The sequence below is a fragment of the Microbacterium pumilum genome, assembly GCF_039530225.1.
In the GTDB taxonomy this organism is placed as follows: Bacteria; Actinomycetota; Actinomycetes; order Actinomycetales; family Microbacteriaceae; genus Microbacterium; species Microbacterium pumilum.
This window is the reverse complement of the sequence record NZ_BAAAOH010000001.1, coordinates 2,926,912-2,945,720: the sequence shown is the minus strand read 5'-3', so window position 1 is coordinate 2,945,720 and position 18,809 is coordinate 2,926,912. Positions and strand designations below refer to the sequence as shown.

Below are 18,809 nucleotides of genomic sequence, written 5' to 3'. Positions count from 1 at the left end.
CGATTCGTCCTGCACGAGGCTGTGCTGATTCAGGGATCACGAGATCACCTGCCCCTTCAGCGGCCTATCGGATGCGCGGTCTCGAAAGGGCGATGCTGGCCCCATCACCGTCCGGTAGGCAGATCGGATCGTGCTGAGGATCTCGGGCTGGTGCAGCCCGGCGCGTTCCGCGGCTGGGCCGAGGACGTTCCGTGCGTTGTGACCTGGCACGCCGTTTTCCGCGAGGCGGCACGCTGCCCAGTAGAGCGCCCGGTTCCGTTCGCCCTCGACTCGTGTGGCAAGCCAGGCAGCAATCCGATCCGCGTCGACCTCGCGCTGGGTGCTGGTGCGATCGATCGCCGGGAGAGCCGGCCGCGGGTCGAGAAACTGCCGGAGCGCAGTAGCGTCGACAGGTACCGCGTCACCGTGTCCGACCCCGATCAGCTCATAGCCCGACCTGTTGCCTTCGAACATCAACCGCGACGGAGGGACGATGACATAGCCACCCTCGCCGCGGAAATCGATGCCGGACCGCGCCGCTTGCCATGAAGGCTGAGGGCGATGGCGATCAATCGGGTAGTAGGCGTGCATGCCGCCGGATGCTGTCTTGACCAGTGCTTGCCACCGGTCCACGAGGCCCTCACGGCGCGCAAGTTCGAAGGTAGCGAATCCGCGCACCCGGCCGTGCACGTCGATGTCGACGACCTCGAGTCCGGAGGGGGCGCCCGTTGGCATGCCGATGTTTGCGTCTGGCCATCGCGCCCACCATTGTCTGATCTGCTCGAGGTCGGCGGTCGCGTCGAGGAACCCGTGTTGCGTCAGCGGACGCTTCTCTCCGGCCTTGCACGGGAAGATCGGCACTCCCGCCGAAGCGAACCGCTCCACGCCCTCCTGCGGCGAAGCGCCCACTACGGACGCAAACAGGGCAGCGGTGTCCATCACAGCACCCGTCCGGTTGCCGCCGACCGGCTCGCGGGTCGCCGATCGGTCCTCGAAAGACGAGGGCCGCCTTGGCGTCCCATCTCATCCCCGCCCCCGAGTGTTGGCTGGCGGGTGTGCGGTTCTCTCGTCAGTCCTGGCGGGTCACCTGATCCCACCTGAGACGTATCCAGCCGCGAGAGGATCGCGACAGCGGCGGAACGCACCCGCTCGGCCGTGGCCTGAACGACCTCGACCGGCGTCTTCCCGTCGACGGACATTGCCCATGTGGACACATAGGGGACGGTGTAGTCCGACGTGTCGAGACGGTGGGCCGCTCCGATCATCAGAGCAACGGACTCCGCCTCGACCTCGCCGATCCCGCGATGGAGTGTGGCATCCCGGTTGTCGGGTCCGTGCAGTCGGATGTGCGCGAGCTCGTGGCTCAGGGTCTTCACTTGCGCGGCGGCATCCATGTCACCACGAACACATACCGTTCGCGCCACGAAATCGGTGCGGCCGTTCGCGCGGCCGATCGCAGCAGCATCCGCCACGAGAGACAGAGCGAAGCCCTCGTCTTCGACGAGTCGCGCCAGCCCTTCCCACAAGCCGGCGGGTGCTTCACCACGGAGCAGTGCCGGCAGCTGCTGTTGGGGAACCGGCGGACCAGACGTCTGCGAGATGTCCCAGACGTACGCCGGCTTCACGCCGATCATCCGCGAGTGCAATGTCTCACCGTCGTGCGGCTTCTCACCTCGCGGTAGGCGCCGCCAAGATTTGGAGTCATCCGGTTCGACGGCCGCGAAGCTCGCCGTGACGGGCGCAAGGATCGCATACCCGCGCTGCCCTTTCAGCACCTGATGCCCGAGCTGCTGCCACTGGCGGAAGCCGGCGACGAAGGTCGGCGTCGGCGCCAGGACCAGCCCCTTTTCGTAGGCCGCCGAGTGTTGCGCCCAGATGAGCAGGGTGTTGTTGAACGATCGCGAGCGGAATCGTGCCGCGAATTCGATAGCCCGCCGCCACTCGTCGCCGGTCGTCAACTGCTCAACGGCTTGCGCTAGGCGGTTGTGCACCTCGAGGAGCTTCTCCTCCCCGTGCGACAGTGCCAACAGCTCGTCCTTCATGTCGTCGCCTCCGTTCCGGTTTGGCCTCGCTGGTCAGGTGCTCCGCAGCTCCCCGGCGGGGCAGCGGCAGCCATAAGAGCGGGTGGGGCGAAGAGCATGTCACCGAGTGGACAGGGCCAATTGCGCCAGAAACAGACCAGACGCCGGTCAGAATGAGTCAGAGTGGAGTGACGAGATGTGACGCGAGGATGCCAATGACAGCGCAACGGACGGACGGGACCGAGAGTGGACGCCGTCTGGCGGAACAGATGCAGAGGCGCCACATCAGCACCCGTGATCTCGCCAATCGTGCGGGCTGCGACGAACGCACCATCCAACGCGCGCTCAACGGAACAACGACTCCGCAGCTCCGCGTCGCCGAGAGCATCGCGGCCGTCCTGGATTGTGAGCCTGACGAAATCTGGCCCCGTGTCGGTCAGGACCATCTGTCGCCGGCTGCCCTCACCGCGCGACTCTTTCCGTCGCGTGCTCAGATACCGGCCGATGTCTGGCGCGATGCCTTGGCAGGCACGACGACCCGCATCGACTTCTGCGTGTACGGCGGCACGTTCCTCTTTGACACCGTCCACGGATTCCTGCGCTTGATTCGAGACGCAGCGGAGCGGGGCGTTCAGGTTCGCATCCTGGTCGGCGACCCGGGCTCAACCGCCGTTCATCAGCGCGGGGTTGAAGAGGGCATCGGTGATGCGCTCGCTGGCCGGTGCAGGCTTACGCTTTCGCGGCTGGCTCCGATCCACGATCTCGACGGTGTCGAGATCCGAACACACTCGACACCGCTGTACGTTTCGATGTTCTTCATGGATGACACGCTGTACGCCAATCACCACATCCTTGGATCCCCTGCGGGAGACAATCCGGTCATCGTGATTGCGCGCGACTTGGACCCCGAAGTGTGGGAGAGCTACACGAATTCGTTCGAGCACATCTGGGTCGGCGCGCACCCCGCGCCGTACCCGCCCTACTGAACGCGAAAGGCAGCCACATGGGACGGATCGACTACTACAACGACCCGACCGCGCCGCAACCGAACAGCGTCGTGCCGTCAACCACCAGCGTGGTGCTCGACGATCAGGGACGCATCGCTCTCGTCCACCGCAAGGACAACGGGCTCTGGGCCCTCCCTGGCGGCGGGATGGAACTCGGGGAGTCGATTGAGGACTGCGCAGTTCGCGAGGTGAAGGAAGAGACCGGCTTGGATGTCGAGATCACGGGCCTCATCGGCGTTTACACAAATCCCCATCACGTCATGAAATACGACGACGGCGAGGTGCGGCAGCAGTTCTCGCTCTGCTATCGGACGAGGTTGCTCGGCGGTGAACTCGCCTTCGACAGTGAGTCCACCGACATCGCCTGGGTCGAACGTGACGCCATTGGCGACCTTCCGATGCACCCCTCCATGAAGTTGCGAATCGATCACTTCCTTGAAGGGCGGAGCGAGCCCTATCTTGGCTGAGGTCCGTTCGCGTTGACTTGACCGAGGCGGTTGTTGACTCGTTCGACCGCGGCCAGAAGCTCGGGCGCTGACGCTGACACGGCGTCGTAGACCGGGGTGTTCGGCTCGTACCGGGTGAGAATCTCTGCCACACGGTCCCGAGCTTCGATGGGCGCGCCTGTCGGGGATGTCGTCATGTCGGCGAATGTAACGACATCTACGATCTCGCCGGGTGGGGGAGTGAATTCGTACAGCTCCGCCAGCAAGCCACGCTGCTCCGCTTCAAACTCCGAACCGGTGTGAAACGCAATGAGACGCACGACGAGGTCGGGCATACCAATATCTCGTGCAAATCGAGCGCCGTCCACCGGATGGAACCCAATCTTCGCGAGATCGGACGCGTAGCCGACATCGTGCAGCCAGGCTGCCGAGATGATCTCATCGGCGTGTTCGGTATCGAGCAATCGTGCAACATCGCTCGCCGTTGCTGCGACACCCTGGACGTGTGCCCAGCGCTGTGGCACGTCGACGAGGTGTTGTTGCGCCAACCAATGCGCTCGTACTGTCACGTCGCTTCCCATCGTTGACAGGATAGTTCGCCGTCCCTTCGCGGAGTCTGACACAGGCGTGGCCATGGGAGACCGCGTTCGCGCGACTGGTCACCGTTACGCGCGCGCCATCGCCGTCGGCGAGGGCTCCATCGCCTGAATGGCGACAGGGTCGACCTGATCCCTCTGGCTCGGAATCAGCTGACAGCACATCGAGCGGTCTTTACCCACCCCACAGAAATCCCGTCCCCCTGCCAGCGATGTATCAGGCAGACCCGGCCGGCCCTCGTCACTCATGGCGCCATTCCGGTGCCCTTCGTGCAAGGAGAGAGCCATGGCTATCGGAGACGGGATCCGGCGCAACATCGCTGAAGTGAGTCCCATCGAGCGCGACCGCTTCATTGAAGCGATCCGCAAGCTGGACACGACGAAGTTCTTCCCCGATGGCGTGTCGTATTGGGACAAGCAGGAGGAGATCCACAAGAACGCCCACTTCAACGGTGTCGACGTCCACGGCGGGCCTGCCTTCATCCCGTGGCATCGCGTCATCGTCAATCGCCTGGAGGCGCTCCTTCGCGAGGTCGATCCCGCACTGTCGTTGCATTACTGGGACTGGACGACAGATCCTCGAGTGGCATCCGGGCCACGTGCGGCGCTCTTCACAGATCAGTTCATGGACAATGCGTCCGGCGAGGTGAGCCACCTGCTGGCGAATTTTGAGTCGTCGGAGGATGCCGAGCTCGGCAACGGACATGCGAAGATCTGGCGGGCGGTCGGAGTGAGCGACGCGAACCCGGACGGCACTCCGAACATCGCGACCGACTCGTCGATCCTGCTCAACACGGACTTTTCGTCGTTCGCCTCCGCCCTGAAGTCCGCTCATGACTTCGTTGCGCACAGTTACATCGGCGGGACGATCAGCGACGCACATTACTCGTTCCACGATCCGTTCGTGTTCCTGCTGCACTCCAACCTGGATCGGCTCTGGGCCAAGTGGCAGACCGACCCCGCGCACCCCGAGCGCATCCAATCGGCGACCGCGTACGCCGGGCTCACTCCCGGCCAACTGACCTCGCTCATCAGCGAGCACGTCGAACCCTGGGCAGGCGGCACGGGCCTGGACCCGTGGGCCTCGGATCCAACAAAGCGGGCGGTCATCAACTATCTCGATGTGTCCGTGGTCTCGCCGCCGTGCTACGACTCGAACGGGAGCGACTTCCGGATCGTCGAGGCGGAAAACCCCTTGAACAGTGCCACCTCGAGGTACCAGGTCGTCTTCAACGACGTACCCGAACTCGAGACGACCTGGCGTTCGGCCACCTTCAGTGTCCGCACCTGCGGCGATGTAACGGCCCAGATCAAGCCGGGCACGACGCCCACCGCGCCGTTCTCCGTCGCCACCCCGTCCGTCCTTTCGAAAGCGGGACCGACGCAATATCGCGACATCCGTGTCTGGTTCGAGTTCACCGCCGGAGCGCTCGGCACTGCGCCGCAGTCGCTCGGGCCGGTCAATACCACGGTGACGGTCGGAAGTCAGGACTTCGACCTCGAGCTGCTCGGGAACACGATTCCGCGGCCGACGGTAGCCGTCGAGCTCTCGCTCGATCAGTCGGGCAGCATGGCGGACCCTGCCGGTACGAGTGGGGCGCAACGTCTCGACGTGCTCAAGGATGCGGCGGCGCTGTTCGCCAACCTCATCCAGAAGAACAACGGGATCGGTCTGACCCGGTTCGACGATGACGCCTATCCGCCCAACCATGCGACCTTCGGAGGTCTGCCGATCTCGGAAATCACGAGCGACGGGTTCGGCGATCCAGTGCGGGGGCTGGCCCTCAATGCGATCGCGGCGCACGGCGCGCACGGCGCCACCTCCGTGGGGGACGGTCTGGCAATGGCTCGCTCGGAGCTCAATGCGTTGCCTGCGGGCGCGTACACCGACAAGGCGATCGTCGTTTTCACCGACGGCCTCGAGAACCGGCCTCAGTCGATCGCGGACGTGGCATCGGCGATCGACAACCGTACCTACGCGGTCGGACTCGGTAACGAGACGCAGGTGAACACGCTCGCCCTCACTCAGATCGCCGGGTCGACGGGCGGGGCGCTGCTGCTCTCCGGCACGCTGTCGTCGAGCCTCGATGACCAGTTCCGGGTCAGGAAGTTCTTCCTGCAGATCCTCGCCGGGGTGAGCAAGACCGACATCGTGGTCGACCCGGTTGGACATGTGCTGCCCGGAGCAGAGGTCCGGATCCCCTTTGCCCTTACCGAGGCTGACATCAATGCGCGGGTCATCCTGCTGACGACCCTGCCCGTGTTGCACGTCGCAGTCGAGACGCCGATGGGGGACCTCCTGGATGCATCGAGTGGCGTGCCGGGCCTCGACATCGAGCGGAACGCTGAGGTCACGACCGTCGCCCTCTCTCTCCCGTTGCCTGCGCCGCAGGGTCCCGCGCACGCCGGCACCTGGCACGCCGTGCTGAGAATCGACAAGCGCGCCTACAAGAAGCTGCTGGCTCGGGACGACGATGATCCCAAACTCCGCGACCTTCGGACAAAGGGCGCGGCGTACTGCCTGAGCGTTCACGCGCTCAGCAACCTCCGGATGCGCACCCGCCTGACGCAGAGCGGATTCACCCCTGGATCCGAGCTCATGGTGCGCGCCGTGCTGAGTGAGTACGGCGTCCCGGTCGAGGGTCGGGCGCGGGTCGCCGCTCACGTCACCTACCCCGACGGGTCGGCGACAACGCAGGCCCTGGCCGAGGAGCCCGGCGGCACCTTCAGCCTCTCGATGCCCGCGAACCAGTCCGGGATCTATCGGTTCACCGTCACCGCGGAGGGAGGCTCGGTCCGGGGGGTGCCGTTCACCCGGGAAGCGATGCTGACGGCCGCTGTGTGGCCCGGCGGCGACCGGCCCGACCCCGAGCCCGGCGGCAGCAGCGACTCGCATGAAGGTGGCGACTGGTGCCACCTGGTGCGTTGCCTGCTCGAGAACGGTGCACTCTCTGGCAAGCTCCGGGAGCGGTGGCGCGAGCAGGGGTTCGACCTCGACGCCCTCCGCGACTGCGCCGATAGGGCGTGCCGCGACTGACTCGGCACTTCGAGTTCGCACCCCCGGAGTGGGCGAAGTCAGTCCGCTCTCGAGCTCTCCGACCAGGGTGTGATCCCGCGCGGCTTGATGTAGCCCAGCCCACCGATGAGTGCTAGCAAGCCGAGCGCAGCAGCCGAGTCGATAACGAGTTGAAGCTCAAGTGCTTCCATGTCATGGCCCACCCCTACCGCGGCGTCGGCCGCGGCATCCACAACTCTCGTGTGAACGAAAAGCAACGCTGTCGCGCCCGTGGTGAGAACGAGCTTGAAGAGGACCCACCAGTGACGCGTCAATCCCCAGCGGGAAAGGACCGAGGTCAGTACGCCGGTGAGGAATGACAGGACGGCACTCGGAACGATCACGACCCAAAGAGTGACTTCGAGGGCCGCATATATGCCGGCGTGGACCCGAGTATCGGGGGTGCACCAGCCGAGGATGGCAATCACGAGGAACACCGCCACTGCGGCCGTCCAGCTGATCGATGTGACTACGTGCAGCGCACGGATCGCCGACCGGGTGCGCCCTCTTGTCGAACTCATCCGTGCATGCCCGCCATGCCGCTCCCGGTCAGATGCAGGGCCAGCACCGTGATGCTGAACGCGACGATGATGGCGCCAAGAACGATGACCCAGCGAGGGATCGGGGACTTCCGGGACATGCGGCTATTAAGACACAGTGTCCGTATTGAGTCAAACTGTCTCGAACGTTAGAATCCTCCCGTGCCCAAGCTGTGGAGTGAAACCATCGCCGGTCATCGGTCGGCAGTTATGGATGCGATCCTCGACGCGACCGCGGAACTCGTCCACCGCAACGGCGTGACGGGCCTGACTATGACGGCTCTGGCGGAGAAGAGCGGAGTGGGGCGCGCGACGCTCTATCGATACGTCCCAGACGTCGCGGCCGCGTTGGCTGCGTGGCAGCAGCGGGAGATCTCCCGGCATCTGCAACGTCTGCACGCCATCTCGAGCCAGAGCTCTGATGAAGTTCGCTTGAAGAATGTCCTCATCGCGTACGCGCGAATTCGGAGCCACCGTCACAGCGACGACGGATCCCTTCATGGGGCGGGGCAGCTTGCTATGGCGGAGAGCGAAGTACGGGAACTGTTGCGAGACATCATCGCTGACGATGTCAGGGGCGGCCGCGCGCGCGCCGACCTCTCGCCCGAGGAGCTCGCCGCATACGCTGTGGGATCGCTTAGCGCCGCCGGATCAATAGCCACTCCATCTGCCGCGCCACGGCTCGCCGCTCTCGTCCTTGGAAGCATCCAATCCGGATCCGACGCCGAGAGCTTCTAGCTCGCAGCGTCAGCGTCAGGGCGCGCGGGCTCGGCCGTGAACCCGCCTCGGAAGTGGGTGCCGGCGGACCTGCCCGCCCGCATCCCATCGCCCAATTCATCCGAATACGCGGGCAGTCCTGATGATCACTTCGGACTCGATTGGCCGGGGGAGAGAGTGGATGGTGCGTACTCGCCCCGTCGTCGCACGGCGCCGGCCGCGATGGCGTAGGCGATTCGCTCGTTGCTCGCGCAACGCCGGAATGCGATAAGCGTCGCAGTGACCGCGACCGCGATAACAAGCGACATCCACCGGAAACCGGTGCAGTATGGCGGATACACGAGGCCTCGATTCCTGCTTTCGGGGGGTGATCTCACGGTATGACGGAGCCGGCTACCCACCTAGGACACGCTCTTGACGATCTCGGCCACCGGAGACCGCCCCAGGCCGAGCCGCGGATCGTGATCGTGGGGTTCCCGTCCGCGCAGATCCTCGACGTCACGGGACCGCTGGAGGTGTTCTCTACCGCGTCGCGGTTCCTGCCGATCACGCGATACGCGACGCAGCTGGTCAGCGTCGGCGGAGGAGCGGTTCTCTCCACGAGCGGACTGGCGTTCGACACCGACCCGATCGAGCAGGTCACGGGAGACATCGACACGCTCGTGGTCTCCGGGGGCAGAGACATGGATGTTGCGGCCGCTGACACAAAGCTGGTCGAAAACATTCGTCGGCTCGCGGCTCGGTCGCGTCGGGTGACGTCGGTCTGCTCGGGTGCCTTCCTCCTGGCGGCGGCGGGGCTCCTCGACGGAAGGCGCGCCACGACGCACTGGGCGGAATGCGCGGACCTCGCGCGCGACTTCCCGGGCGTCGAGGTGGAACCGGACGCGATCTATGTGCAGGACGGTAACGTCTGGACCTCCGCAGGCGTCACCGCGGGCATCGATCTCGCGCTCGCCCTCATCGCCGACGACCACGGCCGCAAAGCGGCTGCGACCGTCGCCCGCCGCCTGGTCGTCTACCTCCGTCGCTCCGGCGGGCAGGGGCAGTTCTCCGCGGTGCTGGCTGCCCAGTCCGCGAACGACGAACCCATCCGCGACCTGCTGACGTGGATCCCCGACAACCTCACGGCCGACCTCTCGATCCCGGCAATGGCACAGCGCACCCACCATTCGGAACGGCAGTTCAGTCGTTTGTTCAAGGCCGAGGTCGGCATCACACCCGCCGAACACGTCGAGGCGGTGCGAATGGAGGCGGCGTGCCGCCTCCTCGAGACCACCCTCCTCGGGATGGAGGAGATCGCCCGAGAGTGCGGCTTCGGAACCCCCGAGACCATGAACCGCGCCTTCCGCCGGCGGCTCAACACGACCCCCGGCGAGCACCGGCACTATTTCGGGCCAGCCTGATAGCCCGACTGCCGGGAGTGCCGGCGCGCGACCTGCGCGCGCCGGCACTCCTCTCACTTCGCGAGGGGCTCGCCGCTGCGGACTGCGGCGACTACGTCGAGAATCGCGTGAGCCGTCACGGCGGCGGATTCTTCGTCCGAGACCAGCATCTGGTGGCTGGCATTCTCAACGATGCGGTGCACGCTGTCGGTCGACAAGGCGGCCATCCGGTCCTGCGCCGTGAACCAGCCTGCATCGTTTCCGACGCGGGCGGTCAGAACGAACAGGGGCTTGTCGCCGAAGTCGGTGAGGGATGCCGCGTGCTGGACGGCGTCTGCGGCGTCGGCGTACTCGTTGATGCTGCTGAGCAGGTCGCGCGCGGTGCCGCCGAACAGGTGGCCCAACCCGAGCTGGGCGGGTGAGGAGAGCAGCGCGAAGACACGGTCCATGACGAACGGGTGCGGCTGGTAGCCGGAGGAGGTCGCGTCGGGCGCAGTGGAGTCGATGAGCACCATCCCGGCGACCTCGCTCGGATACTGCGCGGCGAACATCTGCACGTACAGCCCGCCGAAGGAATGGCCCGCGAGGACGTACGGTCCGGGCACCTCTGCCCGCTCGAGCAGCGTGTGGAGGTCGGTCGCGATCTGGATGCCGTGGGCGGGCGTCGGGGTGGAGTCGCTCCAGCCGCGCCCGGCGCGGTCGTAGACGCACACGCGGGTGTCGCGTTCCACCGCCGAGCGGAGCAGCTCGAGTTCGGCGGCCGCTGCACCGCCGCCCGCTTCCAGCACCACGGTGGGGCCGCCCGAGCCGGCGCAGTACAGGTGCAGACGGTGACCGCCGACATCGATCAGCTGTCCGGGCATCGGGGTCGCCTGCGCATCCACCGCCTCGCCGATCGCCTGGTATCCGGCTCCGACCGACGCTAGGCCCAGCGCCACGATCACGGGATAGAGCACCCATCGGGCCCGCGAGCCGCTGAAGTTCTGCCGGACGCGCACGATCATGTAAATCGACGCGGCGAGCATTGCGGCAGGAAGGATCCAGTTGACCGCCGGTTGCACTGCCGGTCCGAACACCACCAGGAGAAGTCCGCTCAGCCCCATCAGCGCGGCGGGCACGAACGCCCATCGCTGCGGCTGATCGGTGAACCGCGCTGCGAGCACGGCCAGCATCGCCCAACCCACCGCGAACCCGCACAGCACGGATCCGATGACCGCGCTCTGGGTCGCTGGTCCGAACGGGACCAACACGAGGAGAACCGCAGTCACCAATCCGAGGGTCAAGGAACCGAAGACGATGACTCCGATGCGTCCCCGCCGCGCCGGCCCCGAAACGGCCGCTTCGCGATGTCCCTTCGCCTCTGGGGTCGGGGCTTCAATGAGAGCCGACTTACTAGACACAATGGACTCCGTCCTCAACTCGCCGCGAACGATTGCCGCGGCGACTTCCCTACGAATTCACGCTACGAGCGCCTCGCCAGTTGACCTAGGACACGGTCTTGACGATCTCGGCCATGCCTCGGAGGAACGCCGCGACACCGGACGGGGACATCGCCAGGAACTCGTCGTACGGACCATCCCCCGAATGTCCGAACTCCCGCGCTACCCCATACCCCCATGGGGTACTATGGGAGGCAGGAGGTACCAGCGATGCATGTTCACGGGTATGTCGACGATAAGGAAGCACTGCTGAAGCGGCTGCGTCGAGTGGAGGGGCAGGTGCGCGGTATCGCCCGGATGATCGAAGAGGACAAGTACTGCATCGATGTGCTCACGCAGGTTTCGGCGGCGAAAAGCGCACTGGAGTCTGTCGCCCTCGCCTTGCTCGAAGACCACCTGACGCACTGCGTCGCCGAGGCCACAGCTTCCGGCGGACCGGTCGCTGACGAGAAGCTCCGCGAGGCCAGCGATGCAATCGCACGCCTCGTTCGCTCCTGATTCGCTTTGAAAACATGCCCGGAAGGAAATCCTGATGACCGCTTTTGAGATCCGCGACCTCGGCTTGACCGACAAGAACGCCGGCTGCGCGTGCTGCTCCCCGGCCGGCGGCCACGCGACCGTCGAATCCTCTGCGCAGTCTGCGCCGGAGTCGACCGAGTCGGGCGTCGTGACGACCGACTACCTGGTGGAGGGCATGACCTGCGGCCACTGCGTGCGCAGCGTGACCGAGGAGCTCTCCGGCATTCCCGGCGTCGCCGAGGTGGACGTTGACCTGAATTCAGGCGGCCTGTCCCGTGTCCGGGTCGCCAGTGACGCCGTTCTGGACGACGACCAGGTGCGTGCCGCCGTCGAAGAGGCCGGGTACGCGCTCGCCGCACGCTCATGAGCACCGCCGACGTCGAACTCGATATCACTGGGATGACCTGCGCTTCGTGCGCCACCCGGATCGAGCGGAAGCTGAACAAGCTTCCGGGCGTCGAGGCGACGGTCAACTTCGCGACCGAGCGCGCGCACGTGCGCTCCGACGGGGTGCGCGTCGAGGATCTCGTCGCCGCTGTGGAGGCTGCCGGGTACGCTGCCGCTGTCCCGGCGCCACCCGCTCCCCTTGAGGATGATTCGGTCCGCGCGGCAGATCCGGAGCTGACATCTCTGCGGCAGCGACTGGTCATCTCGGCGATCCTTGCCATCCCGGTCGCGCTGATGTCGATGATCCCCGCGCTGCAGTTCCCGAACTGGCAGTGGCTGGCCTTGACCCTCACCGCGCCGGTCGTGGTCTGGGGTGCCTGGCCGTTCCACCGGGCGGCGGCGATCAACGCCCGGCACGGCGCGGCGACAATGGACACGCTGATCAGCGTCGGAGTACTGGCTTCCTTCGGCTGGTCCCTGTACGCGCTGTTCTTCGGCGGCGCCGGCATGACAGGAATGACGATGAGCTTCCAGCTCTTCGGAACTCCGCGGGCGGGCGGGCACGAGCTGTACCTCGAGGTCGCCGCGCTGGTTACAGTGTTCATCCTCGCCGGCCGGTACATGGAGACGCGCGCCAAGCGGCAATCCGGCGAGGCGCTGCGCGCGCTTCTCGAACTGGGAGCGAAGGACGCCGCCCTCCTCCGCGACGGTGTCGAACGACGCATCCCCGTCGACCAGCTCACAGTGGGCGACACCGTGGTGGTGCGCCCGGGCGAGAAGATCCCGTCGGACGGCATCGTGCTGGAGGGCGCGTCCGCCGTCGACGAAAGCATGCTCACAGGGGAGTCCGTCCCGGTGGAGGTCGCGCCGGGCGCCTCCGTCGCCGGCGCGACCGTGAACGCGGGTGGGCGACTCCTCATTCAGATCACCCGCACCGGGGCGGACACCGAACTCGCGCGTATCGCGAAGCTCGTCGAGGACGCACAAACCGGCAAGGCGCAAGTGCAGCGGCTCGCCGATCGGGTGTCTGGGATCTTCGTCCCGATCGTGATCGGTCTGGCGGTGGTCGCGTTCGCGGCGTGGGCGCTGAGCGGCGCTTCGCTGGAGATCGCATTCACCGCGGCGGTAACCACGCTGATCATTGCGTGCCCCTGCGCGCTGGGGCTGGCGACACCGACCGCGCTTCTGGTCGGGACAGGTCGCGGCTCCCAGTTGGGGATCCTCATCCGCGGTCCTCAGGTGCTGGAGCAGACCCGCCGCGTCGACGCCATCGTGCTGGACAAGACCGGCACGGTGACACATGGGGTGATGAGCATCAGCGCCGTCCGCCCCACTGGAGGCGTCAGCGGGGAGGAGCTGCTGCGCATCGCGGCCGCCGCGGAGCACGGATCCGAGCATCCCATCGCCCGCGCCATCGCCGGCGCCGTGGACACCCCACTCACCGCGGAAGAGTTCGCCGCACATCCCGGGCAAGGCGTGCAGGCTGTGGTCGACGGTCGCCTTGTGGTCGCAGGACGTGCCCGGTGGCTTGCCGAGCGATGGGCGATCGAGATCCCCGCAGACCTAGTCGAAGCGATCGCGGCCGACGAGGCCGCCGGGGCGACTGTCATCGTGGTCGCGTGGGACGGGCTGGCACGTGGCGCGATCAGCGTGGCGGACACGGTGAAGCCGCACAGTGCCGAGGCCATCGCGCGCCTTCGCCGGCTCGGTCTCACCCCGATCCTGCTCACCGGCGACAACGCCGGTGCCGCGCACGCGGTCGCATCCTCGGTCGGGATCGACGATGTCCGCTCGGGCATGACGCCGGCGGGCAAGCTCGAGGCGATCCGTGAACTCCAGCAACAGGGTCGGGTCGTGGCGATGGTCGGCGACGGAGTCAACGATGCCGCCGCGCTGGCGGCGGCTGACCTCGGCATCGCGATGGGCACCGGCACGGATGCCGCGATCACCGCCAGTGACCTGACGATCATCTCCGGGGATCTCCTTTTGGTGCCGGACGCGATCCGGCTGGCGCGCCGCACGCTCGGCGTGATCAAGGGCAACCTGTTCTGGGCGTTCGCCTACAACGTCGCCGCAATCCCGATCGCCATGGCCGCCCTGCTCAACCCGATCGTCGCTGCGGCGGCAATGGCGTTCTCCTCGGTCTTCGTCGTGACGAATAGCCTCCGCCTGCGTCGCTTCCGCCCACTGCCGGGCGTTCCGGCCGCGGCACCGATCGTCCGGCAGACCGTCTCATCCTGACGAGGAGCAAGGCATGACGAACCATGAGCACGACCACCCTCACCAGCATGAGGGCAGCCATGACCATGCCCACGGGTATGACCACTCGCACGCCCACCCGGATGCCGAAGGGCGGGGGCACGCGCATTCGCATGACCACTCGCCCTCCGGCAGCGCGCACCACCACCACCACGACCCAGAACCGGGAGCCGTTCGGCTCGTGGAGTGCCCGGTGATGCCAGGCAACATGGTGAACCCCGAGCGGGCTGAGGCGAAGGGTCTCTACCGGGACTATCAGGGCACGCGCTACTGGTTCTGTTGCGCGGACTGTCCGCCGCTATGGGACGCAGATCCCGCCCGGTATGCGGTGGTGGCGTGACCGTCCGTTGAGGGCGCGCCGCGCGGCGCGTCTAGTCTGAAGCAGGAAGGGAGGATCAGCTGATGCGGACTGTCCGCGAGCTCTCGCATCCCCGGTCCTTCTTCGTGCGCGCGCTCCTCGGGGTCGCTCTGGCTGTGGGGGTCATCGCCGGGCTGCTCGCCATGCACACCCTGAGCGGAGGTGACCTAAGCCACGGCCACAGCACCGCCAGTCTCGCGGCGGTGGCCTCCATGGATGCCTCGATGCCTTCACACGCGGAAGGCTCCGCCCCGGCTCCTCACGAGCGTGGTCACGGTACCCCGACCGAGGAACACTCGATGCTCGCGATGGCCTGCGTTCTCGGCTTCCTCATCACGCTTCTGGTGTTGTCGATCCCGCTCACAGTCGGCCGGCTCAAGGCGCGCGAACTTCTCCCATGGCACGGCATCGAACGCGCGGCGCGAACCCTGGCGCGCGCACGCCCACCATCCCTACTCGTCCTGTCCATCAGTCGAACGTGATCTGACCAGGCAGCTCCGGGGACGCTTCCGGGGTTGCTTCGACGTGCCAACGCACCAAGTCACACCGCTCGAACTGAAAAGAATAAGGACCCACGATGAACAGAATTCGCACTACCGCGATCGCCTCGACCGCCGTAGCGGCTGCGCTCGTACTTGCCGGCTGCGCGCCGCAGCAGTCCACCATGCCCGGGATGAACCACGAGTCCGGCATGATGAGCAGCTCCGCAGCGGCCGACTTCAACGACGCGGACGCCATGTTCGTGACCATGATGATCCCGCACCACCAGCAGGCGATCGAGATGTCCGACACCATCCTCGCGAAGGACGACGTCCACCCCGACGTGGCCGAACTCGCCACCAAGATCAAAGACGCTCAGGCGCCCGAGATCGAGATGATGCAGGGGTGGCTGGAAGACTGGGGCGTCGACGACGGCGACCCCATGGGCGGCATGGACCACGGCGACCGGATGATGTCCGAGGACGACATGGCCGCGCTGAACGCCGCCTCGGGACCCGAGGCGAGCCGCCTGTTCCTGGAGCAGATGATCATGCATCACCAGGGCGCCATCGAGATGGCCGAGACGGAGATCGAATCGGGACAGAACCCGGACGCGGTCGCCCTCGCCCACAAGATCGTCGAGGATCAGACCGCGGAGATCGCCACCATGCAGGACCTCCTCGACCAACTCTGACCCGTGTGGGGCGGACCGGTCACCCGCTCCGCCCCACACCGTGCCCGCGCACCGCCGCTGACGACCAGCGACGCCGAGGTGGCGGCAACCTCGCCGTCTCCGCGAAAGATCCTTCTCCCCGACGGCACGCCCCCCGGGCCACGCCACCCGCGACATAGAAGCGTGAGGGAACCCATGACTGAAAACACCAACACTGTGGTCCTCGAGGTGTCCGGCATCCTCCGAGCCTCCTCCAAGGCCGTCGTCGAGTCCCGCCTCGCCCGGCAGCCCGGCGTGGTCGCCGTCGACGCGAACCCCGTGTCACAGACCGCCAACGTCACGTACGACCCGAGCAGCACCTCCGTCGACCAGCTGCGGCGCTGGGTCATCGAGTGCGGCTACCACTGCGCCGGCCAGTCCGTCCCCGACCACATCTGCGACCCCGACGCCGAACCGACCACCGCCGCCCACGGCGCCGGCCACAACCCTGAACACACTGGACACCAAGAAGCCCACCATCACCCCCGCGACCATGACGCACACCACGGGTCGAGCGCGACCACGCTCACGCACGACGACTCGCCCGCGGAGGGGAACGCGCCACATGCGGCCGGCGCGCACGAGCACGTCGCCCACACCACCGAGTCCCACCCCGACGTCGGTGATCATGACTCAGGGTCCACGCACACTGCCCCGACCAGCCGCACGCACCAGCACCCGGTTGATGGTCAGTCCATAGGAAGTCACACGCACGATCACCCGGCTCCCGAGATGTCGATGAATCATGACGCCCACGTGCACGATGTCCACCCGGCAGCGGTCCATGATCACGCGCGCGACACCTCGGTGCGGACCGCCCAGGAGGTGATGGGGCACGGCGGACACCACGCCGGCATGTCGATGGCGGAGATGACCCGCGACATGCGCAACCGCTTCCTCGTCGCCGCCGTCCTGTCGGTGCCGATCACCCTGTGGTCTCCGATCGGCCGCGAGGTGTTCGGATTCACCGTCCCGGCGCCATTCGGACTGAGCGACGCGATGTTCTCCCTCATCCTCTCACTGCCGGTGATCTTCTACTCCGCGTGGATCTTCTTCGACGGAGCGTGGCGGGCCCTGCGCGCCCGCACCCTGGACATGATGGTGCTCGTCGCCGTCGGTGTCGGCACCGGCTGGCTGTACAGCGTCATCGTCACGCTCACCGGAGGCGGCGAGGTTTTCTTTGAGGCCGCGAGCGTGCTGGCCACCTTCGTTCTGCTCGGTCACTGGGTGGAGATGCGCGCCCGCGGCGGGGCGAATGACGCGATCCGCACCCTGCTGGAACTCGCGCCCGCGCGGGCGGTCATCATCCGGGACGGCGAGGAGATCGAGGTGCCCACCGCCGAGGTGGTGCCGGGCGACGTGATGCTCGTTCGCCCGGGGGCCAAGATCCCCACCGACGGCGAGGTGGAAGACGGTGAGTCCGAGGTCGATGAATCCATGGTCACCGGGGAATCCATGCCCGTGACGAAGATTGTCGGATCGACGGTCATCGGAGCCACCGTGAATACCATCGGGACGCTCAGGGTCCGGGCCACGAAGGTGGGTGCGGACACTGCGCTGGCGCAGATCGTGCAGCTCGTGCAGGAGGCGCAGAACTCCAAGGCGCCCGGGCAGCGGCTCGCCGACCGTGCCGCGTTCTGGCTCGTGCTCGTCGCGCTCGTCGGCGGCTCCCTAACGTTCGCCGGCTGGCTACTCGCCGGCGCCGACGTTCCCACCGCGATGCTGTTCGCCATCACCGTGGTCGTGATCACGTGCCCGGACGCGCTGGGACTGGCGACCCCGACGGCCATCATGGTCGGTACGGGTCTGGGCGCCAAGCGAGGCGTGCTCTTCAAGAATGCGGGAAGTATTGAAGCCGCCGCGAAGGTCAACACCGTCGTGTTCGACAAGACCGGGACTTTGACAAAGGGCGAACCCGAGGTCACCGACTACCTCCCGCTCGGGGCTGACGACATCCGGCTCCTTTCACTTGTCGCTGCCGCGGAACGGGAGTCCGAGCATCCGCTCGCCCGCGCGATCGTCTCGTACGCGGACGAGCGGAACATCCCACGACTGACGGCCTCCGCGTTCCGCAACGTCACCGGTCAGGGCGCCACCGCCACGGTAGACGGGCACCAGATCGTGCTGGGCAACGCCCGGCTGATGGCCGCCGAAGGTATCGACATCACGCCGGTCCGGGCCGCGCAGGAAGACCTGGCAGGCGGCGGGCGCACGGCGATCCTGTTCGCCGTTGACGGGAGCATCGCCGGCACCATTGCCCTCGCCGACGCTCCGCGGGACACCGCCAAAGCCGCGATCCGTGCGCTGCACGAGCAGGGGGTCGAGGTAGCGATGCTCACCGGTGACAACGAGCCGACGGCCCGGCGAATCGCCGCGCTGCTGGGCATTGACACCGTCATCGCGGAAGTGCTCCCGGAGGACAAGAGCGCGAAGGTCGCCGAGCTTCAGAAGACCGGCAAGACCGTGGCGATGGTCGGTGACGGCGTCAACGACGCACCCGCCCTTGCACAGGCCGACCTCGGCATTGCGATCGGCGCGGGCACCGACGTCGCCATCGAGACCGCCGACGTCGTGCTGATGCGGTCTGACCCGATGGACGTTGCCGTCGCTATCCGGATCGGACGTGGCACGCTGCGGAAGATGCGTCAGAACCTCGGATGGGCGATCGGTTACAACGCGATCGCGCTGCCGATCGCTGCGGGCTTGCTCTACCCCGCCTTCGGAATCATGCTGTCGCCGGAGATCGCGGCGATCAGCATGTCGGGATCCAGCGTCATCGTCGCCGTCAATGCGCTGCTCCTCAAACGACTTCGCCTCCCAGCAGAGTCCGCAACATCGGTTACGCCTCACCGCTGAGGTGACTGCGGAACCTGGGCGATCCGCGTTCGATGCCTGGCAATTGTCAACGCTAAC

At 66.6% G+C, this 18,809-nt stretch carries 18 protein-coding genes; 12 read left to right on the top strand and 6 right to left on the bottom strand.

The genetic code is table 11. From position 1 onward, the window contains the following. Positions 1–36 precede the first annotated feature (36 nt). Positions 37–918, bottom strand: a complete 882-nt coding sequence (locus ABD188_RS13160) for a bifunctional DNA primase/polymerase (protein ID WP_344063004.1) — start codon at positions 916–918, stop codon at positions 37–39. Beyond that, positions 918–2,021, bottom strand: coding sequence for an ArdC family protein (locus ABD188_RS13155; protein WP_344063001.1), 1,104 nt, complete (start codon positions 2,019–2,021; stop codon positions 918–920). Before ABD188_RS13155 ends, ABD188_RS13160 begins: the two co-directional genes overlap by 1 nt. A gap of 20 nt (positions 2,022–2,041) precedes the next feature. Between ABD188_RS13155 and ABD188_RS13150 the strand changes: the two genes are divergently transcribed. Then, positions 2,042–2,986 carry a helix-turn-helix domain-containing protein gene (locus tag ABD188_RS13150; RefSeq protein WP_344062998.1) on the top strand — a complete coding sequence of 315 codons (945 nt, stop codon included), beginning with the start codon at positions 2,042–2,044 and terminating at the stop codon, positions 2,984–2,986. A gap of 17 nt (positions 2,987–3,003) precedes the next feature. Then, positions 3,004–3,474: an NUDIX hydrolase gene (locus ABD188_RS13145; protein ID WP_344062995.1), complete on the top strand. Its 471-nt coding sequence runs from the start codon at positions 3,004–3,006 to the stop codon at positions 3,472–3,474. Here ABD188_RS13145 and ABD188_RS13140 read toward each other — a convergent pair. Then, entirely contained in the window at positions 3,462–4,034 is a 573-nt protein-coding gene (locus ABD188_RS13140; RefSeq protein ID WP_344062993.1) for an HD domain-containing protein, read from the bottom strand. The genes ABD188_RS13145 and ABD188_RS13140 overlap by 13 nt on opposite strands. Before the next feature lie 301 nt (positions 4,035–4,335). Here ABD188_RS13140 and ABD188_RS13135 point away from each other — a divergent pair, with 301 nt between their 5' ends. Continuing rightward, entirely contained in the window at positions 4,336–7,086 is a 2,751-nt protein-coding gene (locus ABD188_RS13135; protein ID WP_344062991.1) for a tyrosinase family protein, read from the top strand. 38 nt (positions 7,087–7,124) lie between these two features. On the opposite strand, the gene ABD188_RS13130 is transcribed toward ABD188_RS13135, so the two are convergent. Then, positions 7,125–7,625 (bottom strand): hypothetical protein, encoded by a 501-nt coding sequence (locus ABD188_RS13130; RefSeq protein ID WP_344062988.1) that lies wholly within the window; start codon positions 7,623–7,625, stop codon positions 7,125–7,127. Continuing rightward, positions 7,622–7,744, bottom strand: coding sequence for a hypothetical protein (locus ABD188_RS13125; protein WP_344062985.1), 123 nt, complete (start codon positions 7,742–7,744; stop codon positions 7,622–7,624). The genes ABD188_RS13130 and ABD188_RS13125 overlap by 4 nt, the downstream gene beginning before the upstream one ends. A gap of 61 nt (positions 7,745–7,805) precedes the next feature. On the opposite strand from ABD188_RS13125, the gene ABD188_RS13120 reads away from it, so the two are divergent. Continuing rightward, positions 7,806–8,381: a TetR/AcrR family transcriptional regulator gene (locus ABD188_RS13120; protein WP_344062982.1), complete on the top strand. Its 576-nt coding sequence runs from the start codon at positions 7,806–7,808 to the stop codon at positions 8,379–8,381. 446 nt (positions 8,382–8,827) lie between these two features. Further along, complete coding sequence (locus ABD188_RS13115) at positions 8,828–9,763, top strand: GlxA family transcriptional regulator (protein ID WP_344062979.1); 936 nt, start codon at positions 8,828–8,830, stop codon at positions 9,761–9,763. Positions 9,764–9,816: 53 nt separating this feature from the next. Here ABD188_RS13115 and ABD188_RS13110 read toward each other — a convergent pair whose 3' ends face one another. After that, positions 9,817–11,010, bottom strand: coding sequence for an alpha/beta fold hydrolase (locus ABD188_RS13110; RefSeq protein WP_344062976.1), 1,194 nt, complete (start codon positions 11,008–11,010; stop codon positions 9,817–9,819). A 381-nt stretch (positions 11,011–11,391) separates the two neighbouring features. Here ABD188_RS13110 and ABD188_RS13105 point away from each other — a divergent pair, with 381 nt between their 5' ends. From ABD188_RS13105 to ABD188_RS13075, 7 genes are all read left to right on the top strand, one after another. Continuing rightward, positions 11,392–11,679 carry a metal-sensitive transcriptional regulator gene (locus ABD188_RS13105; RefSeq protein ID WP_344062973.1) on the top strand — a complete coding sequence of 96 codons (288 nt, stop codon included), beginning with the start codon at positions 11,392–11,394 and terminating at the stop codon, positions 11,677–11,679. Between the two features lie 34 nt (positions 11,680–11,713). Then, positions 11,714–12,067, top strand: coding sequence for a heavy-metal-associated domain-containing protein (locus ABD188_RS13100; protein WP_344062970.1), 354 nt, complete (start codon positions 11,714–11,716; stop codon positions 12,065–12,067). Continuing rightward, positions 12,064–14,328, top strand: a complete 2,265-nt coding sequence (locus ABD188_RS13095; protein ID WP_344062966.1) for a heavy metal translocating P-type ATPase — start codon at positions 12,064–12,066, stop codon at positions 14,326–14,328. Before ABD188_RS13100 ends, ABD188_RS13095 begins: the two co-directional genes overlap by 4 nt. A 13-nt stretch (positions 14,329–14,341) precedes the next feature. After that, on the top strand, positions 14,342–14,686 hold the full coding sequence (locus tag ABD188_RS13090; protein ID WP_344062963.1) for a hypothetical protein: 345 nt from the start codon (positions 14,342–14,344) through the stop codon (positions 14,684–14,686). 62 nt (positions 14,687–14,748) lie between these two features. Beyond that, on the top strand, positions 14,749–15,186 hold the full coding sequence (locus tag ABD188_RS13085) for a DUF6153 family protein (protein WP_344062961.1): 438 nt from the start codon (positions 14,749–14,751) through the stop codon (positions 15,184–15,186). A 95-nt stretch (positions 15,187–15,281) separates the two neighbouring features. Beyond that, a complete protein-coding gene (locus ABD188_RS13080) occupies positions 15,282–15,878 on the top strand; it encodes a DUF305 domain-containing protein (RefSeq protein ID WP_344062959.1) in 597 nt (198 codons plus the stop codon). A gap of 174 nt (positions 15,879–16,052) precedes the next feature. Beyond that, positions 16,053–18,752 (top strand): heavy metal translocating P-type ATPase, encoded by a 2,700-nt coding sequence (locus tag ABD188_RS13075; RefSeq protein ID WP_344062956.1) that lies wholly within the window; start codon positions 16,053–16,055, stop codon positions 18,750–18,752. The last annotated feature ends 57 nt before the right edge of the window (positions 18,753–18,809 follow it).